Source organism: Telluria sp. ZB4P37 (assembly GCF_059685855.1).
The window spans coordinates 289,617-313,851 of record NZ_JCASID010000001.1; the positions used below are offsets into that span (position 1 = coordinate 289,617).

Here is a 24,235-nt window from a genome sequence, read left to right on the forward strand (position 1 = left end):
CGCTAGTCGAACAGCGACAGCGGTTGGTCCGGTTCGATCGTTAACTGGTTATGGGTGCGTTGCCGGAGCTGCTCGGCAGTGTCGGGGTCGGTCTCGACCACGGCGGTATGCGGCGGCCCGGCGCTCGGTCCGATCGTGTCGACCAGCCGGATAGCGGGATGGGCGCCGAGGCTGTCGATGAACGTGGTGAGCGCGCTGTTGTCGACAGCGGCGCGCACGATGTAGCGGCTGGATGCACGGCCGGATGCGCCCCCAGGTAGCGGTCCGCTGGTGGAACTCGGCATAGGCAACTCCTCGGTAAACACGCCCCCCGTGAACGGGAGGCGCCATGGGGTGAAGATGCGGATTAATGCAGGGTCTGCTGCGCCCCGAGCTGGGCCTGCTGCGCGTAGGCCGTCCACGGATCAGCCGAGAACGGCAGCATGCCGCCCAGCTGGCCCGCCATGCCGCCGATGGTATTGCCCAGTTGCTGGTTGCCCAGCTGGCCGCCGATGAAGCCGCCGACAGGCTGGGCGACGCGCTTGATCACATTGCCGAACCAGCCTTGCGGCGCCATCTGGCCCTGCTGCTGTTCGGCTGCCAGCTGCTGCTGCAGGACGGCTTGCTGTTGCTGGACCTGCTGCAGGATTTGCTGCAGTTGCTGCTGCTGGGCCTGCAGTTGCTGCAGCTGCTGGACGATCGGATGCTGGGCCTGCTGGGCGCCCTGTGGGTCGGCGCCGAACGGCAGCAGTCCGCCCAGGCCCGACAGGCCCGCGCCGATCGCATTGCCCAGGGTCGAGTTGCCGGTCAGGTTGGCGATCAGGCCGCCGGCCGGCTTGCCGTACTGGCTGAACAGGTTGCCTACGAAGCCCTGCGGCGCCAACTGCTGCTGCTGTTGCTGCTGCTGCTGCTGCTGCTGCTGCTGCAGTTGCTGTAGCTGCTGCAATTGCTGCAATTGCTGCAGTTGTTGCAGCTGCTGGAGCTGTTGCAGCTGCTGAGGCTGGCCACCATAGGCTGCGCTGGCCGGGTCGGCGCCGAAGGGCAGCAGGCCGCCGCCCAGGCCGCCCGCCATTTCGCCGATGCGTCCGCCCAGGTTCGCGTTGCCGAAGATGCCGCCGATGCCCTTGCCGATGATCCCACCCAGCGGTGCGCCGAACATGCCGCCCAGGAAGCCCTGGGGAGCCAGTTGTTGACCGAGGCCGTACTGTTGATATTCATTCATGTTGATCTCCTTCGTGTGGTTGCGGCCGCCGATACCGGTACGGCATCCGGCTGCCGAGGCGCCTGATGCCGGCGCCCTTACGCACCGGCGCGGGCGGCTGCTGACATGGCATCCGCGCACTGGAAAGGGCAGCGTGCGAATGGAGGGCAGGGGACCGGTTGTTTGCGGCCGGGCTCCCTGCAGGTAGGCGTTGGACTAGGCCACCATGGTGAAGTTTTGGCTCAGGCCGGCTCATATCCGCCCATCGCGCCGCGGCTTGTGATGGCGCAAAAGACCTGCGCTTCACCGTTGCAAATGGCCCGGAAAATCCTACCGTCTGGCAGGGGCGAGGAGAGGTGCTCGCTTGCAGCCGGCAAGCTTCTTGGCAGGAAAAGTCGCAGATGAAATCGGTTAAAATAGGGCGCTTCGCCGCGTCCACAGCCTTCCCGTATGAGCCTGCCTGTATCACCCGCCAATCCGCATTCCCCGCCCACGCTGGCGATCTTCTGCAAGGTCGTCGATAATTTTGGCGACATCGGCATCTGCTGGCGCCTGGCGCGCCAGCTGTCGCGCGAGCATGGCATGCAGGTGACGCTGTGGGTCGACGACCTGCGCAGCTTTCGCCGCATCTCCCCGTTCGTCGACATCGAGGCAAGCGAGCAAGAGGTGGCGGGCGTGCTGGTGCGCCACTGGGCTGGGCAGGACGGGGCCTTCACCCCGGACGAGGTGGCCGACATCGTGATCGAATTCTTCGCCGTCGACCTGCCGCCTGGCTATATTGCGGCGATGGCCCAGCGCGATCCGCGCCCGGTATGGTTCAACCTGGAGGGCTTGACGGCAGAAGAATGGGTGGAAGGCTGCCACCGCCTGCCGTCGATGCATCCGCGCCTGAAGCTGACCAAGCATTTCTTCTTCCCGGGCTTCACCGCGAAGACCGGCGGCCTGCTGCACGAAGCCGGGCTGGACGAAGCACGGGCAGCATTCCAGGCTGACCCTGACGCCGTGGCCAGCTTCCTGTCGCGCTTCGGCGTCACCGGCGCCGAGCTCGATGCCCTGAAGGTGATGCTGTTCTGCTATCCGCATGCACCGGTGGCCGATTTGCTCCAGGCATGGGCGACAGGGGATGAGCCGGTCACTTGCCTGGTGCCGGAAGGCGTGGCGGCCGATGCGGTCGGCGCTTTCCTGGGCACCGCGCCGCGCGCCGGCAGCCATGCGACGCACGGCGCTCTGACGCTGCGCGTGCTGCCCTTCGTGCCCCAGGAAGACTACGACCGCCTGCTGTGGGCCTGCGACCTGAACTTCGTGCGCGGTGAAGATTCCTTCGTGCGCGCGCAATGGGCCGACCGGCCTTTCATCTGGCACATTTATCCGCAGGATGACGACTTGCATCACAAGAAGCTGCGCGCCTTCCTGGGGCGCTACACCGGGCCGAACGCGCTGGACGGGTTTGCGCTGGGCTGGAATGGCGCGGCCGCGATCGGGTCGATGCCGACCGCATGGAAGGAACTGCACGCGGCGCTGCCGCAGCTTGCCGTTCGTGCAGGAGAATGGCGCCGGCAGGTGCTGGCGCATGGTGATTTGACGACGAACCTGCTCGAATTTGCCCGCTCACTGAGGTCGGGCGGGGAAAATCCGGTATAATGCGCGGTTAGTCTGGAACGAAATACACACGATCAAACGTAGGCCCTTAGCTGTTTTGCTCCCCGGCCACCGCTGATTTAATGCAACTTACTTTTTACGCAAAACTACTATGAAATTCGCTAAAGAAATCCGTGTTGGCAACATCATTATGGTCGAGGACAAGCCGTTCATCGTGCTGCGTTCGGACGTGAACGGTTCGAGCCGCACGGGCTTCACGTACAAGTGGAAGATGAAGAATCTTCTGACCAATGCTCCGCTGGAGAACGTGTTCCGCGGCGACGACAAGTTCGACGTCGTCGTGCTGGACAAGAAGCCGGTGACCTACTCGTACTTCGCCGACCCGCTGTACGTCTTCATGGACGAAGAGTACAACCAGTTCGAAATCGAAGAAGAGAACCTGGGCGACGCGCTGCACTACCTGAAAGACGGTATGGAATGCGACGCGATCTTCTATGACGGCAAGGCCATCTCGGTCGAACTGCCGACCACCATCGCGCGCCAGGTCATCTACTCGGAGCCTGCAGTCAAGGGCAACACTTCGGGCAACGTTCTGAAGGAAGCCAAGATCGAGAACGCCATCGAAGCCCATCAGCACATCGTCATGGTGCCGCTGTTCGTGAGCCAGGATGACGTCATCGAGATCGATACCCGCACCAACGAATACAAGCGCGTCGTCCGCAACTAAGCCAACGGCCTTGTAGAAAAAACGCTGCTTTTCAAGCAGCGTTTTTTTTCGCCCCTACATCGCGTTCCTGGGCGCCTTGCGCTGATATTCTATTGCTTTCAATAAAAGCAGGAGACGCGATGGACCGCAGGGATTTCGTACGACTCGGCACGGCGGCTGCAGTCACCGGCAGTGCGACCGGCATTGCGGGAAGCGTACAGGCCAAAGCAGTGGGGCAGGACGCCATTCTCGACCTGGGGGTGCGCGAGCAGCAGGCCGCCATGGCCTCGGGCAAGCTGAGCTCGAAAGCATTGGTGTCGCGCTATCTCGCGCGCATTGCCGCGCTCGACAAGGCCGGCCCACGCCTGAATGCGGTCATCGAAACCAATCCGGACGCCTTGGCCATTGCGGCCGACCTGGACCGCGAACGCGCCGCCGGCAAGCTGCGCGGACCGCTGCACGGCATTCCCGTCCTGCTGAAAGACAATATCGCGACCGGCGACCGCATGAGCACCAGTGCCGGCTCGCTCGCCCTCGACGGGGTGCGCGCAACTAAAGATGCGCACATTGCCGCGCTGCTGCGCCAGGCGGGCGCCGTCATCATCGGCAAGACCAATTTGTCCGAATGGGCCAACATGCGCTCGACCAAGTCGGTCAGCGGCTGGAGCGGCCGCGGCGGACAGACCCGCAACCCGTACGCGCTCGACCGCAACACCAGCGGCTCCAGTTCCGGTTCGGGCGCCGCCGCGGCGGCCAGCCTCGCGACGCTCACTGTAGGCACCGAAACCGATGGCTCGATTGTCTCGCCGGCGTCCTCGTGCGGCATCGTGGGCTTCAAGCCGACCCTCGGCCTGCTCAGCCGCAGCGGCATCATCCCGATCGCCCATTCGCAGGATACGGCCGGCCCGATGACGCGCAGCGTGAGCGATGCGGCCCTGATGCTGGCCGCGATGGCCGGGCTGGATCCCGCCGACCCGGCAACCCTCGACAGCAAGGGCCGCGTCAAGGACTACGCGGCAGCGCTGCGCCCCGACGGCTTGAAGGGCAAGCGCATTGGCGTGGCTCGCAATTTCTTTGGCAGCAACGACGCGGTGGACGCCATCATCGAGAAAGAACTGGACGTGTTGCGGGCCCAGGGCGCGCTGCTGGTGGACGTGAAAGTGCCGAATACCGACAAGTATGGCGACAGTGAGCTGGAAGTGCTGCTGTACGAATTCAAGCCAGGGCTGGCGGCTTACCTGGCGAATTACGCGCCGCACGCGCCGGTGAAGAACATGGCGGACGTGATCGCCTTCAACGAGAAGCATGCCGAGCGTGAAATGCTGCATTTCAAGCAGGAGCACCTGATCGCATCGCAGGCCAAGCCGGGGCTCGATGCGCGCGAATACCGCGAAGCGCTGGCCAATGACCTGCGCTATGCGCGCGACGAAGGCATCGACGAGGTCATGAAGGAGCACCGCCTGGATGCGCTGGTGGCGCCAACCGGCGGCCCGGCCTGGCTCACCGACTACATCAACGGCGACCATTACGGCGGCAGTTTCTCGACCCCGGCGGCGGTGGCAGGCTATCCGCACATCACGGTGCCGGCCGGGTTCACGCGCGGCTTGCCGGTCGGGATCAGTTTTGTCGGCGGCGCCTGGAGCGAAGCGGCGCTGATCGCCATGGCCTACGCCTACGAACAGGCATCGCTACGCCGCCGCGCGCCGACCTTCCCGGCCAGTATCAACCTCAAGCTGTAGGCAAGGGTGCCGCCATGCCAGGTGCTAGCGGCCCGCGCCCTGTTTGGCCCTGGTGAAGACCGGCCCCCACAGCGGGTGGCCATGTTCGCCCGGGGCGAGATCGAACGACGGATCGATACGCAAGGCGCGCTCGAAGGCCTGGCGGCAGGGCGCCGGCCGGGCGGTGACGCAATAGCTGAAGGCGGTGTATTTCAGGGCGCTGACACGGTTGCGTACCGAGCCTCCATTCATGTCGCCCGAATTCAGTCGTTTGATGGCGGCGTTGTATTCGCCATCGTGGTACAGCGCAATTCCTTCGCGCAGCGCATTGTCGTCGCGGTCCGGCGCCGGCTTTTCCGCGCGCGCCGGCGCTCGCTCGGGGCGTTCGTTACGGTCGGCGCGGTCGGCACGGTCGGCACGGTCGCTGCGGGCGCGCGAACGTTCGTCCACGCGCGTATGGGAGCGCCCGGACTCGCGTCCACCCATCAGCGCATTGAGGTCCGCGCAGCCGCCCAGGGCCAGCAGGGCGAGCAGTGCGCAAGCGCGCAGGCATCTCGTTTGCAGTCGGGCGCAGGTAGTCACTCGGTGTCCTCCCCGGTAAAGTTCAGTTCGATGACCGACGCGCCACCCTTGACCGCATTCACCGTGACGATGCGCTCGGGGAAGTTGGGGTTGGCGATGCGGATGGTGTGCTGGCCAGGCGGCAGGGTGAGTCGCTTGAGCGGCGGGCTCACGCCGATGTTGGCGCCGTTGACCTCGATCGTGGCCCAGGGCTTGATGAGGAGTTTGTAGGTGGCACCGGCGCCGGCCGCTGCCTGGGCCTGCCGCGCCGCCTGGGCATTGGCCGGGACGGCGGCGGGCGGCGTGGTCGGGATTGTTGGCTGAGCCTGTCCAGGCGCCAGCGCCAGGGGCGGCGCAGTATCGGGCAGGAGAGCGGGCGCCGCGTCGGCGGGCGCGGACGCAGGCTGCGCCGGGGTGGCTGCAACCGGAGCCGGGGCTGGCTGGGCCGGCGCTTCGTCGGCCGGCAAGGCCAGCGTGACCGTATCGCGCGAATCGGCCCCGTGCAGCAAAGCCAGCAGGGCGCCCAGCGCGCCGAGCAGCACGGCGACTGCGGCGACCAGCATCAGCCAGCGCGGCAGGCGTCCGCGCTCGGTGGGCGGCGCCGGCTCTTTCAGGAAAGCGGGTTCGGGCTCGGCTGCGGCGGCAGGCGCGGCCTGGGTCGATGCTGCCTGGAAGGCCTCGAACGACTGCGCCGGCACGGCGGGCCCGAGCGGCACGATGCCGAGCAGGTTGCGTAATTGTTCGATGTTTTGGGGACGCGCTTGCGGATCCGGCGCCAGGCAGCGGTCGACGGCTGCCAGGAAGCTGTCGCTATACTCGCCCGGCGCACGGCCCAGCAGCGGGGCCGCAGGCGGGCTTTCGCGGGTGATGGCGTAGTGGACGACGGCGGCGAGATCGTGCATGTCGCCCGCCTCGGACCATGGCGCACCGGTCTCCGGCCCCGGCAGCAGCATCGGGTCGCCGGAATCGAGGATCAGCACCGTGTCGGTACTGATGGGGCGGTGCGGCATCTGCATCGCGTACTGCAGTTCGACCGACTGCAGGATCTGGCGGAACACGCGCCGGCACCAGACCTCCCCCACGAGTTCCTGGTTGAACTCGACGACCTCGCGCACGGTGCGTCCGTCGTTCTGCTGTTGCTTGGTAACTGGTGTGCTCGTCATCATGGCATGGGACCGTGCCGTGACGCGGAGGGAATCTGTGTCCTGGCTCGGTATTTGTATTTTGATAAATCATGCCAGATTTGCCCCGCATGGTGGCGTTGCTGAGCCAACCGTGCGGAGCTGTTACATCTCTGTTACAACTCAGCCGTTTGCGCGGCCAGGCCCTGCGGCAAGGCTCAGACCTCGAGGAAGCGCATCTTGAAATAGCGGCCCTTGATGCCGCCGAATTCCGGGCTGGGGGCTTTGCTGTCGTTCAATTTCGCGATGGCGGCATGCGCGGCATGGCGGTCGAGCGCGACATAGCTGTTGAACTCGGTGACGTTGATCTTGCCGACCTGTTCCTTGCTCAAGCCGGCGTCGCCGGTCAGCGCGCCGAGGATGTCGCCCGGGCGCAGTTTGGCCTTCTTGCCGCCGGAAATGCACAGCGTGACCATCGGCGCCGGCGCAGCCGCTTCCAGGTGCTCGCCCAGTTCCTCGAGCTTGTGCCAGTCGACCTTGATGTCCTGGTATTCCTCGACCAGGCGCACCCATTTCTTCTCGTTCGGCGCGGCCAGGGTCAGCGCCAGGCCGGTCTCACCGGCACGTCCGGTGCGGCCGATGCGGTGCACGTGCACTTCCGGGTCTTTCGAGACGTCGGCATTGATCACGACATCGAGGTTGGCAATATCCAGGCCGCGCGCGGCGACGTCGGTTGCGACCAGTACCGAGCAGCTGCGGTTGGCGAACAGCACCAGGATCTCGTCGCGCTCCTGCTGCTCCAGTTCGCCGTACAGCGCCAGCGCGGAAAAGCCCTGGGCGCGCAGGGTCTCGGCCAGCTCGCGGCAATGGATCTTGGTATTGCAGAAGGCGAGGGTCGAGACCGGCTGGTAATGCTTGAGCAAGCTGGCGACGGCTTCGTCGCGGCCTTCGAAGCCGACCTCGAAGAAGCGCTGCTCGATCTGGGTCGCGCTGTGCTGGCTTTCGACGGCGACTTCGAGCGGCTCGTTCAAGAATTTGGCGGTGGCGTAGCGGATGTCGTCCGGATAGGTGGCCGAGAACAGCAGGGTCTGGCGGCGCTGCGGGCAGGCGCTGACGATGCCCGCGATCTCGTCATAAAAGCCCATGTCGGTCATGCGGTCGGCTTCGTCGAGCACCAGGGTTTGGACCTTCGACAAATCGAGCGTCTGGCGTCCCAGGTGGTCGCGGATGCGGCCCGGCGTGCCGACCACGATGTGGGCGCCGTGCTCGAGCGAGGCGATTTGCGGGCGCATGGCGACGCCGCCGGTCAGGGTCAGGATCTTGACGTTGCCGACGCCGCGCGCCAGCCGGCGCAGCTCGTTGGCCACCTGGTCGGCCAGTTCGCGCGTGGGGCACATCACCAGTCCCTGAATCGCGAACCAGGCGGGATTGAGCTTGTGCAGCAGGCCGATGCCGAAGGCGGCGGTCTTGCCGCTGCCGGTCTTGGCCTGGGCGATCAGGTCGCGTCCCTCGAGCACCGACGGCAGGCAAGCGGCCTGGATCGGCGTCATCTCGTGATAGCCCAAGGTGGCGAGGTTGTCGAGGAAGCGCGGCGCGAGCGGCAGCGAAGTAAACGATTGGGTTTGCATGGTAGTCCGAGGATTGGCCAAAGGGAGACCGATGTGCGGACTACCGGGGTGCCGGCGCCCATACCGGCAAGCCGGTCAGGTCTAGGTTGTCGTCACGCCGCCAGGCAGGCAGGCCGGAGGTGTCGGTTTCTTCCAGCAGGCCGAGCAGATCCAGTTGTTCCTGCTTCAGGGAGACGCGGCGCGGCCGGGGAGTGGCGCGCTGTGGTTCGACAACGGGTGCAGGCGGGTCGACCGGCTCGAAGCCGGGCAAATCGATCGTCGCGTTGTCTTTCTTGTCTCTCATCGGCTCGTGCTGCTTTTTGCTGCCGCAGAAAACAAAAGCCCGGCTGCAGGAGTCGGGCTTTTGTACGATATTGGTTGCGGGGACAGGATTTGAACCTGTGACCTTCGGGTTATGAGCCCGACGAGCTGCCAGACTGCTCCACCCCGCGGAACAGATTATAGCGGGTATTGGGCTCGGGCGCAAACTTCGATATTTCCGGGCGCTGCAAGGACGAAACGATACGGACGTGCAGGCGTAAAGAATGACGATCGGGCGGCGGTGCAGGCCGCCGCCGGGTATGTCGACAGGAACTAAGCGGCCGCGCGCAAACGCCACAGCGAGGTGACTTCGCGCGAGCGCGCCGCGTGCAGTGGATCGTCAGCGTCGCTCGCTTTCGCATGCGTCGGGCGCACGTCGTGGCGGGCCACGACTTCCAGCCCGGCCTGGGCTATCCATCCGAGCAATTGCTCGCGCGTGCGCAGGCCGAGGTGCTCTGCCAGGTCCGACAGCACCAGCCAGCCTTCGCCGCACGGCTCCAGGTGTGCCGCCAGGCCGCCCAGGAAGCCCCTGAGCATGCGGCTGTCGGGATCGTAGATGGCGTATTCGATGGCCGAGCTTGGCTTGCCCGGCAGCCAGGGCGGATTGCACACCACCAGCGGGGCGCGGCCTTCCGGGAACAAGTCGGCCTCGAGGACCTCGACCTGGGCCGACAAGCCGAGGCGCGCGATGTTCTCGCGCGCGCAGCCAAGGGCCCGGGCATCCATGTCGGTGGCCACCACGCGCTGCAGCCCGCGACGGGCCAGCACCGCCGATAGTACGCCTGTGCCGGCGCCGATGTCGAAGGCGAGTGTCGCGCCTTGCGGCAGCGGGGCCTTGGCCACCAGCTCGACGTATTCGCCGCGCACCGGCGAGAACACGCCGTACCAGGGGTGGATGCTGGCATCCAGCGCCGGAATACTCACGCCCTTGCGGCGCCATTCGTGGGCACCGATCAGGCCCAGCAATTCGCGCAGCGAAGCGACATACGGTTCGCGCGCCGGGCCATAGGCCTCGAGGCAGGCGTCCAGCACGTCCGGCGCACGGCGCAGCGGGATCGTGTGGCCGGCCTCGAAAGGCATCAGGAGCATGGCGAGCGTACGGGCACGCTGCAGCTGCTGCAGGCGGTGGCGGTGGAACAGTTCCGTCGGCGTGGCCGCGGCCTTGCCGGGCTTGGGGCGCTTCGCGCGTTCGCTCTTGTGGTCGATCCGGCGCACCAGGGCGTTGAGCAGCTGGCGCGCGTTCTGGAAGTCGCCGCGCCAGAGCAGGGCGGTGCCGCCAAGGGCCAAGCGGTAAGCCGTATCGGCGTTCATGGTGTCGTCGGCGACGACCACCTTCTTTGGCGCCGGCCAGCCGCTTTCGGAGCGCCAGCGCGCAGAGTGCTCGGCGTCGCCTTCAAGCCATGTGATCTGGTTCATCAATGACCCATTAATGGTGGTGGTGCCAGTTGCCGTCGGTCGATTCGATATAGGACTTCACCGCGTCCGGGTTGCCGGTCGCGTGGCGCTTGACTTCGCCGCAGGCGCACATGCCCTGGTAAGGCTGGATGTGCGAGCAGGCCGAGACCTTTTGCAGGAAGACCTTGACGGGTTTGGTGCACTTGGCGCACTTGAAGGTCAGGATACGTGCTGGCTTCATATGGATTCGATCGTAAGTTTCAGGAAGAGCGGCATTCTACACCCGCCTGCCGACGGGCCTTTCATGCCACCACGACCGCGCTGCTGCCTCCGCCGGCCGGCCGCACCAGTACCTTGGTGGCGATGCGCTCGGTCATTTCCTGCACGTGCGAGATCACGCCCACCTTGCGGCCGAGCGATTGCAGCGCATCGAGGGCATCCATGGCGACACCCAGGGTTTCGGTATCCAGGCTGCCGAAGCCTTCGTCGATGAACAGCGATTCGACGCGCACCCGGTTCGAGGACAGCGAGGCCAGGCCCAGCGCCAGCGCCAGCGACACCAGGAAGGATTCACCGCCGGACAGGGAATTGACCGAGCGCACCTCGCCGCCCATGTCCTGGTCGCGCACCATCAGCGCCAGCGAGGGTGCGCCGGCGTGGATGACGCGTTCCAGGCGGTAGCGCCGCGCCAGCTGGCCGAGGTGGGCGTTGGCATAGCCGAGCAGCACGTCGAGCGTGAATTGCTGCGCGTAGTTGCGGAACTTCTTGCCGTCGCTTGATCCGATCAGCTCGGCCAGCTTGCCCCAGCGCTGCTCCTGCGCCTGCTGGCGCTCGATCTCGTCGAGCATGGCTTGCGCCTGGATGCGGCGGGCGTCGTCTTGCACCGACTTCATGCGCAATTCGGTGGCCAGGTCGTGCGCGGCGCTGCGTTCGGCCGTCAGGGCTTCGACGGCGGCGGCCACCGTGGCGGCCGACAGGCCGCTTTCCGGCTGGCCCTCGAGATGCAGCGCGCGCTGGGCGCGGCGTTCGGCCAGCACGGCGGTGGCGCTGCCGACCTGCGCGTCGAGGGCGCCCAGCGCGGCGCGTTCCTGCGCCAGCCAGGTGCCGCCCGCAAGCAGCAGCCTGCCCAGTTCGGCGGCGTCATCGACCGGGCCGAGGCCCAGGGCGAAGTGGTTGCGGCGATAGTCTTCCAGCCAGTCGGCCAGGGCCGTCGCGGCGCGCACGCCGGCGCTGTCGAGCGCGGCGATGTGCTCGTTCAGCTGGGCCAGGGCAGTGCGGGCGCTGGCCTCGCGCTGGGCCGTTTCGTTTGCGATCGCCTGGCGTGCAGCCTGGTGGTTGCGCGCGGCGGCCAGTGCGGCGCCCAGTTCGCGCTCGACCTCGGCCACCGGCCGGCCTTCCCACAGCGCCAGGCGCTGCGCGCGTTTGTCCTTGAGCTCGGTGTCGATGCGGTTGAACTCGGCGGCGACCCCGGCGCCATGACGGTCGGCCTGGGCGATGCGCTCCAGCGCACCGGCAGTCTCGGCTTCCAGCGTGGCGGCCGACGCGGCGTTGCGGGTATGCAGCGCAGTTTGCTCCTGCCACTGCGCGGCTTCCGGGGCGCGGGCATCGCGCCAGGCCGCCGGGCTGTGCCGCCATGCCGTTTGCCAGCCATCGCCACAAGCGCCGGACAATACTGGATCGAGTTCCGCCAGCACGGATGCGAGCTGGGCGGCGAGCGCTTCTTGTTGCACGGACATGGCGCGTAATTCCGTGTTCAGGCGGGCGCCGGCTTCGCGTGCGCTATCGGCGGCCTGGCGCAGGCGGGCATGCTCTTGCTGGGCCTTGTCGTATGCGGCCTGGGCCGCATCGCGCGCCTGCGCGGCGCGGCGCAGGCCGGCCGCGCGCGCATCGAGCGAAGTGATTGCACTGCGCAGGGCGTCGCGTGCTTCGGCGAACCAGGCGCTGTACAGCGCGTTGGACAGCTCAGGATTGGACAAGTCGGCAGCCGGCGCTTCGGCCGCCAGCGGATGGGCCGTCCATTCCGCTTCGAGTTCGCCAACCAACCTGTCCAATGTCGCCCGTTCACGCTCGAGCCCGCCGAGGCGTTCGGTGGCCGCTGCCAGCGTGGCGGCCTGGGTTGCCTGTACGGCTTCGTTCTCGCGCACCAGCTTGCGGCAATCGAGAACTTCCGCGCGCAGGCTGGCCAGCATTGTGCGCAGCAGGTCTTCGCGGCCGTTGTCGCGATAAGGGTGCGCGTGCGAACCGCAGACCGGGCAGGGCGTGTCGTCGTCGAGCGTGGCACGCAGTTCTTCTACGCCCGTGGCGCAGGCCAGCTCGGCCGCGCCCAGCGATTTTTCGGCCTGCTGCATCGCCGCCAGCAGGGCCGGCGCGGCGCTGCGCGCCTCGTCGAGCAGGCGGCTGGCGCCGGCGCGTGCGGTGTCGACGCGGTCGAGCTCGCTGGTGGCCTGGAGCAGCTCCTGGCGGGTCGTCACCAAGGCGGTCCAGACTTTTTCGCCTCCAGCCAGGCGTTCGCGCCGTGCATCGAGGGCGCGGCGCTCATCGTCCAGTGCTTGCGGATCGCTCGATTCGAGCGCCGCCATTGCTTCGCGCCGGGCGGAGTCGAGCGTGCCGAGCCGGGCGGTCGCGTCCGTCAATGCGAGGGTGGCGCCTTGCTCGTGCCGGGCGGCGTCCTGGGCCTGGCGGCTTGCGCCGGCCAGGGACGCTGCCGCGGCGGCTTCGGCCGATACGGCGTGCGCGGCCTGCGCCAGCAGCTTGTCCCAGCGCGGCCACTGCACCGCCATGGGTTCGAGCCGTGCATTGGCAGCCAGCCATGCCGCCGCCGTGTCGCGTCCCTTGCGCGCGCTGTCGTGTTCCGCCGATTTCGCCGCGTGGACCGCGCGCGCCTGGCGCGCCTCGGTGCGCGCGGCTTCCAGCGCACTACCTGCCTGTGCGTGCGACGGCGCCAGGGCGGCGATGGCGGCGTCCAGCGCCTTGGCGCCGTCGAGTTGCGGCGCCGCGGCCCGCAGCGCGTTGTCGGCAGCGTCGACCCCGGCCAGGGCCGCGTCGACATCGAGCACGGCCTGACGCCTTGCTTCGACGGCGACCGCAAGGCCCGCTTCGAGCTTGCCGCCGGACTCCACAGCCAGCTTGCGTTCGCCTTCCAGGCGGACCACTTCGGCCACCAGCGGACGCGCCGGCTGCACCGCATCGAGGGTGGCCAGGCGCTGGCGCCGTTCGGCGGCCTCGACCTGCGCCGCCTGTGCCTGCGCCAGCGCTTCCGCCGCCTGGGTTTCGCCGCGCTCGAGCTTGCCTGCTTCCTGGTGCCAGCGCAGCTCGTGTTCGAGCGCCGAGCGGCGCGCGTCGACGGCGTCCAGCGCCAGCTCGGCATTGACGCGGTCGGCGTCGAGTTTGCTGCGCTCTTCCAGCGGCAGCGGGGCCTGGTTGGCCAGCTGCGCGGCCAGCATGCGGGTGCGCTCCTGCTCGGCGCGGTAGCGCTCGAAGGCGCGCTTCGAGATTTCGCTGTAGATCGTGGTGCCGGTGAGGGTTTCGAGCAGCTCGCCGCGCTCGTTCTCGTCGGTCTTGAGGAAAGCCGAGAACTCGTTCTGCGCCAGCAGCACGGCGCGTGTGAACTGCTCGAAGGATAAACCGATGCGCCCGACGATCTCGGCGGCGACTTCGGTCTTGGTGCCGCCCAGCGGATCGAGCTCGGGCAGGCGGTGCAGGGTCATCTTGGACGGCTGCAACGCGCCGCCCGGCTTGCCATAGGCACGGCGCACGCTCCAGCGCGCGCGGTAGCGGAGGTTGTCGTTGCCGGCGAAATCGACTTCGGCCCAGCCTTCGGCGGCGCCGCGCCGCAGCAGGGTGCGCGGGTCGAGCGCCGAGATGGTGTCGCCGCCGACGTCGGGCAGCTGGCTGCCGGCGCGCTTGAGCAGGCGCGGGGTGGCGTCGTACAGGGCCAGGCACAGGGCGTCGAGCAGGGTGCTTTTGCCGGCGCCGGTGGGGCCGCTGATGGCGAACAGGCCGGCCGAGGCAAGCGGTTCGGTTTCGAAATCGACCTGGAATTCGCCGGCCAGCGAAGCCAGGTTCTTGCCGCTGATGCGCAGGATCCTCATGCCGCGTCTCCGCCCAGGGCATGGGTGAGTTCTGCAAATGCGGCGAGCTGGTCCGGCGGGGCTTCGTCGCCGAAGCGCTGGGCCCACAGGCGGCGGAAGATGTCGTCCGGCTGGAGCTGGGCCAGCTGGTCGAGGGTTAACGCTTCCGATGCGTTATCGGGCGCGGCGTGGCGGCGGGTCGGCTCGATCTTGGCCAGGCGCACTGGTTTGCCGGCCAGCGCCGCTTCGACGCGCGAACGCAGGCCCGGCTCGGGGCCGTCGAGCAGGACGCGCACTTCGAGGAAGGGCTGGGCATGCGGCTGCGCATCCGGGAGATCCAGCGCTTCCAGTGCAGCGAGTACCTCGTCGAGCGGCGCCGGCTTGGGGGGCACGCGCAGCAAGTCCACCGCGCGCGGCACGTAGAGCGGGGTGACCGAGGCGACCGCTGGCCCTTTTATGTCGATGCGCAGCACCTGGTGCTGGTAGCCCACTTCGGAGAAGGACAGCGGCAGCGGGCTGCCGGAATAGCGCCGGTGCTCGTGGCCGCCGACACGCTGGGCCAGGTGCAGGTGGCCCAGCGCCACATAAGCTACCGCAGGGTCGAACATGGTAGCCGGCAAGGCTTCGGTGCCGCCGATCACGATGCGGCGTTCGGAATCCTGCGAGGATTGGCCGTCGACCATGTGGCAATGGCCCATGGCGATGATGGCTTCGCCTTTTGTACAGCGCGACCGGGCCAGGGCGAAGGCCTGGCGGTAGAGCAGGGCGGTGCCGTTCAGGTAGGGGTCGAGCGCAAGGGTGTCGTCTTCGCTGACGGCGCGCGGTACGTCGCCGGGACGCAGGAAGGGCACGGCCATGCACCATGCACGTACTGCGCCGTCGCGGCCGCGCAGCGGGACCAGCAGGCGCTCGAGGTCGATACTGCCATCAAGCGTGCGGCCAACGTTGCCCACCACGATGGTGCCGTGCGCTTCGAGCAGCGGGGTGGGCGCTTCCAGCCGCCCCGGCGAATCGTGGTTGCCGGCGATGACGACCACCTGCAGATGCGGCACCCGTGCCTTGGCCTGCTGCAGGAAACGGTAGAGCTGGCGGTGTGCGGCGGCCGACGGGTTGGCGTTGTCAAAGATGTCGCCGGCGATCAGCAGCACGTCGATGTCTTCGGACGCGAGGGTGGCCACGAGCCAGTCGAGGAAGCACCCGTGCTCGTAGGTGCGCTCGAAATTGTGCAGGGTCTGGCCGAGGTGCCAGTCGGAGGTGTGCAGCAGCCGCATGGTTAAAATGGAAAGTTCTGGGTTGGCGCCTACTATATCGCAGACTGCTCGCGCGACCCAACAAATACTGTGTATTTTTACAGTAGTATTGAATCGTCATGAGAATCCTCAAATGGGCGCAAGCATGCTGAAACCGACTATCGAACTGTCCCTGAACGCCGCACGCGCCCTGCACCTGGCGGCGCAGGATATGCTGGCCCCGCGCCGCAAGCGGGCCGCGAAGGCCGACGTGCTGGCCGCGATCCGGCGCATGGGCATGCTCCAGATCGATACCATCAGCGTGGTCGCGCGCAGTCCCTACCTGGTGCTGTGGAGCCGGCTGGGCGACTACGAGCCGGCCTGGCTGGACGAACTGCTGGCCGAGGGCCGCCTGTTCGAATACTGGGCGCACGAAGCCTGCTTCCTGCCGATCGAAGACTACGGGCTGTACCGCCACCGCATGCTCGATCCGGAAGCGATGGGCTGGAAGTATTCGGCTACCTGGATGCGCGAGCGCACGCTTGAGGTCGCGGCGCTGCTGGCGCATGTGCGCGCCAACGGGCCGGTGCGCTCGTCGGATTTCGAGCGCAGCAGCGGCAAGGGCGGCGGCTGGTGGGAGTGGAAGCCGGAAAAGCGCACGCTCGAAGTGCTGTTTACGGCCGGCGAGCTGATGATCGCGCGCCGCCACAACTTCCAGCGCATCTACGACCTCGCCGAACGGGTGCACCCGGAATGGCACGACGGCCGCATGCCGGCATTGAGCGAGGTAAGGCGCAGCTTCGTGCTGCAGGCGGTGCGCGCGCTCGGGGTGGCGAAGGCATCCTGGATTCCCGATTACCACCGCACCCGGCGTCCGCATCCCGACCCGGCGGCGCTGGCCGACGAAGGCTTGCTGCTGCGCGCCCGCATCAAAGGCTGGGACGAGCCGGTCTACATCCACCCCGATCATGCGGAACTGGCGCAGCAGGCGGCCGCGGGCAGGCTGTCGCCCAGCCTGACGACCTTGCTGTCGCCCTTCGATCCGATCGTCTGGGACCGCCGCCGCGCGCTCGAGCTGTTCGGGTTCGACTACCGCCTCGAATGCTATACCCCGGCCCACAAGCGCAGGTACGGCTATTTCACGCTGCCGATCCTGCGCCGCGGCGCGCTGGTGGGCAGAGCGGACGCCAAGGCGCACCGCAAGGCAGGCGAGTTCGAGTTGCGCAGCATCGTGCTCGAGCCGGGCGTGCGGCCCAGCGACCGGCTGGTGGGCGATGTCGCGGCCGCGTTACAGCGTTGCGCGCGCTGGCACGGCTGTCCGGACGTGCGTCTCACCCATGCATTGCCGGAAGCATTTGGCCTGCGGCTGGCGGCGGCCCTTGCACCCGGGCAAGAGGCCAGGGGCCCCGCCTGAGGCCGATCGTATTTAGACAACACGGCCACCAAAACGTCTCCAAAGTCCACCGGTCCGGGCTTGCGCTACATCAAACCCGGCATGGGACATGTCTCTACACTACGAGATCCCACAGGCCAGCGACAAGAATAAATACTGCGCGCCTGCCACTAACAAAAGCTTCCCCAGCCAAGTCAATGCGGCCCGACCGGGCCCCGTGCTGGCGGCGGCATTCCGAGAGGAGACATGATGCTCACGTCAACGTATACGCTGGTCGCCCTGTCCATCGAACAGGCCAGTGCCCGCATGGCCCTGCAATCGCTGCTGGAACGCTGGCGCCCGGCCGCGGCGCGGCATGCCGCGCCCACGCCGCGCCAGTTCGAGCTGGCCTGCGATACCTTGCGCCTGGCTTTCGACAATTGCTACTGGCGCAAGCTCGACAAGTTCGTGGTGCCGGCCCTGCGCCGCGCCGGCGTCGCCGGAGAACTGTTGGCCGAACTCGATGCGCTGACCATGGCGGCGATCGAAGCCAGGGCCGACGCCCACGCGGCCGCAGCCGTGCAGGACAAAAGCTTCGGCGCCGCCCTGGAGCAATGCTGCAAGCTGCTGTTAGAGCGTCTCGACCGCGAGGAGCGCGAGCTGTTCCCGGTGGCGCGCATGCACATCCCGAGCGAATCCTGGTTCGCGATCGCCAACCATATGCTGGCCCACGACGCCTGGCAGCACGAGAATCGCAGCACCCCGCCGGCGCCAGGCAGCGCCATGCCCCAGAATTCCATGAGGCAAAGCGCTTGCGCGGCAGCCGCGCTCCACGTCACGCATTGAGCGTCGGCGGACGGGCGCCGCCTTGGTTCTTTGCTATGATGGGGGTTTTGGAAGTGCGATTTCATCATGTTCGAATTCCTATTCAAACGGCAAGGTGGCGACAAGCCGGCGGCCGGCGCTGCCGCTGAGGGATCGCCCGGCCAGGCGCCGCAGCCGGCGCAGCCTGCCGGGCCGGGCGGGGCCGCCGGCGCACCGACGCCGCGCGAACAGCAGGCCGAACAGCTCAAGCACCTGGACGGCGACGAAGAAGCCGCCGTCGCCTTCATCCTGTCTTCCGAATTTTCCGAACTGCGCCTGAGCGCGGCCGAGCTGGTCCACAGCCGGCCCCAGCTTGAGCGTGTGCACACGGCGATGCGCAACCTCGACCGGCGCGTCGCCAAGATGATGCAGTCGCGCCTCGACGCCATCCGCCACCACGAATCCGAGCTGCGCCGTGGACAGGAAGCGCTGACCCAGGCGCGCACGCTGCTGAACGACGACTTGCTGACCCCGAACCATGTGGCCGAGCTCGATCGCAAATGGGCGGTGATCGTCGCGCCCGAGCTGAATGCGCAATTCGATGCCGTCCGCGCCGAACTGGGCAAGCGCCTGGGAAACCAGGTGCAGCTGCAGCGCGCCATGATCGACCGCCTTGCCGCCCTGCGCCAGCTGGAAACGGGCGGGTTTGATGCCGCAGCCTTCGGCGAGCGCCTCGAGGCATTGGCGCGCGAACAGACCGAGGCGCTCGTTGCCCCCGGCCACGCCGCGCTGCCGCGCGCCCTGGTGGCCGATTTCGCCACAGAGCATGCGCGCCTTTGCGCCAGCTTGGCTACGCTCGAGCAAGACCAGGCCGCCATCGGCGCGCGCGAGGCCGCGCTGCTGCAGTGGCAGGCGCAGCCAATCGCTGAGCTCAAGGCAGACGCGCTGCGCAAGGAATGGCAGCGCCTGCCGGCCTTGCCCTCCAGTCCGCAGGGCGCCGAGCTGCAGCGCCGCTTCGACGAACTCATGGGGAGCCTGCCGCAGGAAGCGCGCAAACCGAAAGAGCCGGTACCGGCTGCAGGGGGTGCAGCTGCTGCCGCCGCGCAAAAACCATCGCAAAAACCCCAGAGCAAGGGCGCCGACCAGGACTTCCTCGACCGCCTCGACGCCATGGAAGCGGCCCTGCAGCAAGGTTCCCTGGGCACTGCCGCGGAACTCGACAAGTCGCTCAAGGACAGCAAGGACAAGGGTGTGCGCCTCCTGTCGGCGCAAGCCGACCGCCTGGCCCACGTGCGCGCCGAGCTCAAGCGCCTGTCGGATTGGGCGCGCTGGGGCGGCAACGTCTCGCGCGAAGAATTGATCAAGGCGGTGGAGACACTGGCCACGCAAAGCCTGGCGATGAGCGAGCTGGCCAAGAAGGTCGGCAGCATGCGCGAGCGCTGGAAGGCGCTCGACAGCCTGTCCGGCCCCGCGCCGCGCTCGCTGTGGGAGCGCTTCGACGCCGCCTGCACGATGGCCTACGCTCCGGCCGCGGCCCATTTCCGCCACCTGGCCGACGAGCGCCACGCGAATGCCGCGCGCGGCCAGGCCCTGGTCGACGAAGCGCAAGGCGAGATCGCCCGGCTCGAATCGGGCGAGGCCGACTGGAAGCATGTTTCCGGCACGGTGCAGCGGCTGCGCACTGCCTGGAGCCATCTGGGCCCGGTCGACCGCAAGGAAAAGAAGCGGCTCGACGGCTTGTTTTCCAGCGCCCTGAATACCCTCCAGCGCCCGCTGGAACAGCAGCGCAAGGGCGAGATGGAAGTGCGTGAGCAATTGATTGAAGAGGCGCTCGGGCTCGACCCGCACGACCGCCATGCGGTCGACCGGCTGCGCGACCTGCAGCACCGCTGGCAGGAACATGCGCGCGCGCTGCCGCTCGAGCGCAAGGCCGAACAGGCGCTGTGGCAACGCTTCCGCGCCGCCTGCGACGCCTTGTTTGCGGGCCGCAAGGAGCATGCACATGCCGCTGACAGTGAGCGCCGCGCCCACGAAGCCGCCAAGGAAGCCCTGTGCGCCCGTCTGGAAGCGGCCGCGCCGGAGGTCACCCCGGCCACGGCCGGCAAGCTGCTGCGCGAGGCAGCAAGCGAGTGGCAGGCGATCGGCCCGGTGCCGCGCGCCCACGAAGCGCGCATCGACAAGCGTTACCATTGCGCGCTAGCGGCGGTGCAGCATCACGCCGACGTGGCGCGCCGCGCCGCCGGGCTGGCGCTGGCGGGCGCCGTACGCGACAAGTTGCGCCTGATCCAGGCCTTGGAGGCGGCGCTGGTCAATCCGGACGCCCAGACCAACCCATCGGACTGGCGCGGGCGCTGGGGTGCGCTGTTGCCGCTCGAGAACGGCTATGAAGCCGTCCTGCGCACGCGTTTCGATGCGGCCCTCGCCGCGTGGGAGGGCGATCGCGCCGGCTATACGCGCCTCTTGGCGACCAACCGCGAGCGCCTGCTGCACGAGTTGCTGCGGCTCGAAATCGGGGCCGGCATCGACAGCGGCGCCGAGTTCGCCCGCGAGCGCCTCAAGCTGCAGGTCGAGGTGCTGCAAAGCTCGCTCAAGTCGGGTCACAAGCCTGGCCACAAGGCGGGGCAACACCAGGCGGAGAGCGGTCCCGCTGCCGAATTGCGCGCGCTGCTGGCGCTGCCGGCCCTGGCCGACGCCCGTACCGAAACCCGTATCGAGCAACTGCTCATGCGCCACGCGAAGGACGGCCGATGACAGGGGTCACCATGCCGGCAACCGGCCCTGTTAGCGACATCAGGGTGCAGCAAGCGGACTTCGACCTGTCGCGCGAGATCGTGCGCCTGCGCGAAGGCGACGGGCGGGTCGGCGCCGTGGTGAGTTTCGTCGGCACGGTGCGCGACCTCAACGAAGGCGCTTCCGTTTCCGAAATGGAGCTCGAGCACTATCCCGGCATGACGGAGCGCGCGCTGGAAGACATCGTTGCCCAGGCACGTGCGCGTTGGGAATTGTTCGGTGTGCTGGTCATCCACCGTATCGGCCCGTTGGCGCCGCTGGACCAGATCGTACTGGTCGCCTGCGCCTCCGCGCACCGCGGCGAAGCCTTCGCGGCCTGCGAATTCATCATGGATTACCTCAAGACCGACGCCCCGTTCTGGAAGAAGGAGCAAACCTTGGGCGGCGCGCGCTGGGTCGACGCCCGCAGCAGCGACGATTCGGCCAAGGCCAAGTGGGCGCGGCGGGGAAGCTGCGCTTGAGCTGGCTGGCGGTAGGTCTCGGGGCAGCCATCGGCGCCTGGCTGCGCTGGGGGCTGGGCCTCTGGCTCGGCGGCCTGCACGCCTATGTCCAGGCCGGCACGCTGGCGGCCAATCTCGTCGGCGGCTACCTGGTGGGTCTCGCGCTCGGCTTCTTCACGGCGCATCCGCACCTGCCTCCCGAGTGGCGGCTGTTTGCGATTACCGGCTTCCTCGGCGGGCTGACCACCTTCTCTACCTTCTCGGGCGAATCCGTGGTGCTGCTTCAGCGCGGCGAGTATGGCTGGGCGCTGGCGCATACGGTCCTGCACCTGCTCGGGTCGGTCTTGTTCTGCGTCGCAGGCTTTGCGACCTGGCGCGCCCTGCGCGCCTGAGCAGAAAAATGTACGCGACCTGCAAGGCCGGACCCGGCTTGACCCTTTCATCGCTGCGGTAACAGGGTGGCACGTCCCACATCTTGAAAAGCGTGCAGCCATCCCAACCTTGCTCCTCAGTTAAGAACACCACTAGGGAGCAATACCATGCGGCAAGATAAATTGACGACCAAGCTCCAGGAAGCGCTGGCGGATGCCCAGAGCCTGGCGGTCGGCAACGATAACCAATACATCGACCCGGTCCACCTGCTGGTCGCCCTGCTCAACCAGGACGACGGCGGCGCCCGTTCGCTGCTGCAGCGCGCCGGGGTCAACGTCGGAGGCCTGCAAAACGCGCTCAAGAGCGCGCTCGAACGCCTGCCGAAGGTGACCGGCACCGGCGGCGACGTGCAGGTCGGGCGCGAGCTGGTTGCGTTGATCAACCTGGCCGACCGCGAATCGCAAAAGCGCGGCGACCAGTTCCTGTCGTCCGAGATGATCCTGCTGGCCCTCACCGAAGACAAGGCCGACGCGGGCCGGCTGGCGCGCGAGCACGGCCTGACGCGCAAGGCGCTGGAGTCCGCAATCCAGGCGGTGCGCGGCGGCGATACGGTGAACTCGCAGGATGCCGAAGGCCAGCGCGAAGCGCTGAAAAAATACACGCTCGATTTGACCGAACGTGCACGCATGGGCAAGCTCGACCCGGTGATCGGCCGCGACGACGAGATCCGCCGCGCGATCCAGGTGCTGCAGCGCCGCACCAAGAACAACCCGGTCCTGATCGGCGAACCGGGCGTGGGCAAGACCGCGATCGTCGAAGGCCTGGCCCAGCGCATCGTCAATGGCGAGGTGCCCGATTCGCTCAAGGGCAAGCGCGTGCTCTCGCTCGACATGGCGGCCCTGCTGGCCGGCGCCAAGTACCGCGGCGAATTCGAGGAGCGCCTCAAGTCCGTGCTGAAGGAACTGGCGCACGACGAGGGCCAGACCATCGTCTTCATCGACGAGATCCATACGATGGTCGGCGCCGGCAAGGCCGAAGGCGCGATGGACGCCGGTAACATGCTCAAGCCCGCGCTGGCGCGTGGCGAGCTGCATTGCGTCGGCGCGACCACGCTCGATGAATACCGCAAGTACGTGGAGAAGGACGCCGCGCTGGAGCGCCGCTTCCAGAAGATCATCGTGGACGAGCCGAGCGTGGAGGCGACCATCGCCATCCTGCGCGGCCTGCAGGAAAAATACGAGCTGCACCACAAGGTCGAGATCACCGACCCGGCCATCATCGCCGCGGCCGAACTGTCGCACCGCTATATCAGCGATCGCTTCCTGCCCGACAAGGCGATCGACCTGATCGACGAAGCGGCGTCGAAGATCAAGATCGAAATCGACTCCAAGCCGGAAGTGATGGACAAGCTGGAACGCCGCCTGATCCAGCTGAAGATCGAGCGCGAAGCCGTGCGCCGGGAGACCGACGAAGCCTCGCAGCGCCGCATGGAACTGATCGGCGAGGAAATCCTGCGCCTCGAGCGGGAGTACAACGATTACGAGGAAATCCTCAAGGCGGAAAAAGCGGCGGTGCAGGGCAGCACCCACATCAAGGAAGAGATCGAGCGCACCCGCCATCAGATGGAGGAAGCCAAGCGCCAGTCCAACTGGCAGCAGGTCTCCGAGCTGCAGTATGGCCGTCTGCCGGAACTCGAGGCGCAGCTCAAGAAGGCCGAGGAAGCCGCGGCCGGTCCGGAAGGCGACGCCGCCGACCCTGGCGCGGGCCGACCCAAGCTGCTGCGCACCCAGGTCGGCGCCGAGGAAATCGCCGAAGTGGTTTCGCGCGCGACCGGCATCCCGGTGTCGCGCATGATGCAGGGCGAGCGCGACAAGCTGCTGCGCATCGAAGAAAAGCTGCACGAGCGCGTGGTGGGCCAGGACGAGGCGATCGAGGCGGTGTCGGACGCGATCCGCCGCTCGCGCGCCGGCCTGTCGGACCCGAACCGCCCGTATGGGTCCTTCATGTTCCTGGGGCCGACCGGCGTGGGCAAGACCGAGTTGTGCAAGGCGTTGGCCTCCTTCCTGTTCGACACCGAGGAGTCGATGATCCGCATCGACATGAGCGAATTCATGGAGAAGCATTCGGTGGCGAGGCTGATTGGCGCGCCGCCGGGCTATGTGGGTTACGAGGAGGGCGGTTACCTCACCGAAGCGGTGCGCCGCAAGCCCTATAGCGTGATCTTGTTGGATGAGATCGAGAAGGCGCACCCGGACGTGTTCAACGTGCTGCTGCAGGCGCTGGACGATGGCCGCATGACCGATGGCCAGGGCCGCACCGTGGACTTCAAGAACACGGTGATCGTCATGACCTCGAACCTGGGTTCGCACAAGATCCAGTCGATGGACACCGACGAACCGGGAGTCGTGAAGCTGGCCGTGATGGCCGAGGTGCGCGGGCATTTCCGCCCCGAGTTCATCAACCGGATCGACGAGATCGTGGTGTTCCATGCGCTCGACGAGAAGAACATCGGCGCCATCGCCCGCATCCAGCTGCGCCACCTGGAAGAGCGCCTGGCCAAGATGGAGATGACGCTCGACCTCGACGAAGAGTCGCTGCAGAAGATCGCCGAAGCCGGCTACGACCCGATCTACGGCGCCCGCCCGCTCAAGCGCGCGATCCAGCAGCAGATCGAGAACCCGCTCTCGAAAGCCATCCTGTCCGGCACATTCGGGCCGAAGGATACGATCCCGGTGCGGGTGCGCGGTGGGCAGCTGGTGTTCGGGGAGGGGGTGGAGCTGGCGAAGTAAGCTAGGTCAAGGGCGGCACCGCCGGAGAAAAAAGCGCGTACCTGCAAAGGCACGCGCTTTTTTTACATTGGCGACGCTTTATGGCGGCCCTCGGCGGCGCTTGCGGCTCACCGGTCCCATCAGCGCGAGGCCGGCGCCGACGATGGCAATCGACTGCGGTG

The 24,235-nt window shown here is 67.3% G+C and carries 19 protein-coding genes and 1 tRNA gene; 9 read left to right on the top strand and 11 right to left on the bottom strand.

Features of this window, described 5'->3' with window-relative positions:
• Window positions 1-2 precede the first annotated feature (2 nt).
• Window positions 3-284 carry a hypothetical protein gene (locus AC56K1_RS01470; RefSeq protein WP_497156069.1) on the bottom strand — a complete coding sequence of 94 codons (282 nt, stop codon included), beginning with the start codon at window positions 282-284 and terminating at the stop codon, window positions 3-5.
• 62 nt (window positions 285-346) lie between these two features.
• Window positions 347-1,201: a hypothetical protein gene (locus AC56K1_RS01475; RefSeq protein ID WP_497156070.1), complete on the bottom strand. Its 855-nt coding sequence runs from the start codon at window positions 1,199-1,201 to the stop codon at window positions 347-349.
• A gap of 429 nt (window positions 1,202-1,630) precedes the next feature.
• Here AC56K1_RS01475 and earP point away from each other — a divergent pair, with 429 nt between their 5' ends.
• The 3 genes from earP to AC56K1_RS01490 all read left to right on the top strand — a co-directional run bounded on the left by earP (window position 1,631) and on the right by AC56K1_RS01490 (window position 5,224).
• A complete protein-coding gene (gene earP, locus AC56K1_RS01480; protein WP_497156071.1) occupies window positions 1,631-2,821 on the top strand; it encodes an elongation factor P maturation arginine rhamnosyltransferase EarP in 1,191 nt (396 codons plus the stop codon).
• A 109-nt stretch (window positions 2,822-2,930) separates the two neighbouring features.
• Entirely contained in the window at window positions 2,931-3,506 is a 576-nt protein-coding gene (locus AC56K1_RS01485) for an elongation factor P (RefSeq protein ID WP_497156072.1), read from the top strand.
• 119 nt (window positions 3,507-3,625) lie between these two features.
• Window positions 3,626-5,224, top strand: coding sequence for an amidase (locus AC56K1_RS01490; protein WP_497156073.1), 1,599 nt, complete (start codon window positions 3,626-3,628; stop codon window positions 5,222-5,224).
• Window positions 5,225-5,248: 24 nt separating this feature from the next.
• Here AC56K1_RS01490 and AC56K1_RS01495 read toward each other — a convergent pair whose 3' ends face one another.
• The 9 genes from AC56K1_RS01495 to AC56K1_RS01535 all read right to left on the bottom strand — a co-directional run bounded on the left by AC56K1_RS01495 (window position 5,249) and on the right by AC56K1_RS01535 (window position 15,549).
• The gene (locus AC56K1_RS01495) at window positions 5,249-5,785 is read right to left on the bottom strand and encodes a TssQ family T6SS-associated lipoprotein (protein WP_497156074.1); all 537 of its coding nucleotides are present in this window, start codon (window positions 5,783-5,785) and stop codon (window positions 5,249-5,251) included.
• Window positions 5,782-6,930, bottom strand: coding sequence for a serine/threonine-protein kinase (locus AC56K1_RS01500; RefSeq protein WP_497156075.1), 1,149 nt, complete (start codon window positions 6,928-6,930; stop codon window positions 5,782-5,784). Before AC56K1_RS01500 ends, AC56K1_RS01495 begins: the two co-directional genes overlap by 4 nt.
• A 173-nt stretch (window positions 6,931-7,103) precedes the next feature.
• On the bottom strand, window positions 7,104-8,513 hold the full coding sequence (gene dbpA / locus AC56K1_RS01505) for an ATP-dependent RNA helicase DbpA (RefSeq protein WP_497156076.1): 1,410 nt from the start codon (window positions 8,511-8,513) through the stop codon (window positions 7,104-7,106).
• A 40-nt stretch (window positions 8,514-8,553) separates the two neighbouring features.
• Window positions 8,554-8,796 (bottom strand): hypothetical protein, encoded by a 243-nt coding sequence (locus tag AC56K1_RS01510; RefSeq protein ID WP_497156077.1) that lies wholly within the window; start codon window positions 8,794-8,796, stop codon window positions 8,554-8,556.
• A 71-nt stretch (window positions 8,797-8,867) separates the two neighbouring features.
• Window positions 8,868-8,944: transfer RNA gene (locus tag AC56K1_RS01515), tRNA-Met, on the bottom strand.
• Between the two features lie 142 nt (window positions 8,945-9,086).
• On the bottom strand, window positions 9,087-10,229 hold the full coding sequence (locus tag AC56K1_RS01520) for a methyltransferase (protein WP_497156078.1): 1,143 nt from the start codon (window positions 10,227-10,229) through the stop codon (window positions 9,087-9,089).
• A gap of 10 nt (window positions 10,230-10,239) precedes the next feature.
• A complete protein-coding gene (locus AC56K1_RS01525; protein ID WP_497156079.1) occupies window positions 10,240-10,449 on the bottom strand; it encodes a hypothetical protein in 210 nt (69 codons plus the stop codon).
• 61 nt (window positions 10,450-10,510) lie between these two features.
• The gene (locus tag AC56K1_RS01530) at window positions 10,511-14,299 is read right to left on the bottom strand and encodes an AAA family ATPase (protein WP_497156080.1); all 3,789 of its coding nucleotides are present in this window, start codon (window positions 14,297-14,299) and stop codon (window positions 10,511-10,513) included.
• Complete coding sequence (locus AC56K1_RS01535; RefSeq protein WP_497156081.1) at window positions 14,296-15,549, bottom strand: exonuclease SbcCD subunit D C-terminal domain-containing protein; 1,254 nt, start codon at window positions 15,547-15,549, stop codon at window positions 14,296-14,298. Before AC56K1_RS01535 ends, AC56K1_RS01530 begins: the two co-directional genes overlap by 4 nt.
• Before the next feature lie 124 nt (window positions 15,550-15,673).
• On the opposite strand from AC56K1_RS01535, the gene AC56K1_RS01540 reads away from it, so the two are divergent.
• The 6 genes from AC56K1_RS01540 to clpB all read left to right on the top strand — a co-directional run bounded on the left by AC56K1_RS01540 (window position 15,674) and on the right by clpB (window position 24,074).
• Complete coding sequence (locus AC56K1_RS01540) at window positions 15,674-16,921, top strand: winged helix-turn-helix domain-containing protein (RefSeq protein WP_497156082.1); 1,248 nt, start codon at window positions 15,674-15,676, stop codon at window positions 16,919-16,921.
• A 225-nt stretch (window positions 16,922-17,146) separates the two neighbouring features.
• On the top strand, window positions 17,147-17,725 hold the full coding sequence (locus AC56K1_RS01545) for a hypothetical protein (protein ID WP_497156083.1): 579 nt from the start codon (window positions 17,147-17,149) through the stop codon (window positions 17,723-17,725).
• A gap of 66 nt (window positions 17,726-17,791) precedes the next feature.
• A complete protein-coding gene (locus AC56K1_RS01550) occupies window positions 17,792-20,434 on the top strand; it encodes a DUF349 domain-containing protein (RefSeq protein WP_497156084.1) in 2,643 nt (880 codons plus the stop codon).
• Window positions 20,431-20,934 (top strand): molybdopterin synthase catalytic subunit MoaE, encoded by a 504-nt coding sequence (moaE, locus tag AC56K1_RS01555; protein WP_497156085.1) that lies wholly within the window; start codon window positions 20,431-20,433, stop codon window positions 20,932-20,934. The genes AC56K1_RS01550 and moaE overlap by 4 nt, the downstream gene beginning before the upstream one ends.
• A complete protein-coding gene (gene crcB / locus AC56K1_RS01560) occupies window positions 20,931-21,305 on the top strand; it encodes a fluoride efflux transporter CrcB (RefSeq protein WP_497156086.1) in 375 nt (124 codons plus the stop codon). The genes moaE and crcB overlap by 4 nt, the downstream gene beginning before the upstream one ends.
• 147 nt (window positions 21,306-21,452) lie before the next feature.
• A complete protein-coding gene (clpB, locus tag AC56K1_RS01565; RefSeq protein WP_497156087.1) occupies window positions 21,453-24,074 on the top strand; it encodes an ATP-dependent chaperone ClpB in 2,622 nt (873 codons plus the stop codon).
• Window positions 24,075-24,235: the final 161 nt, after the last annotated feature.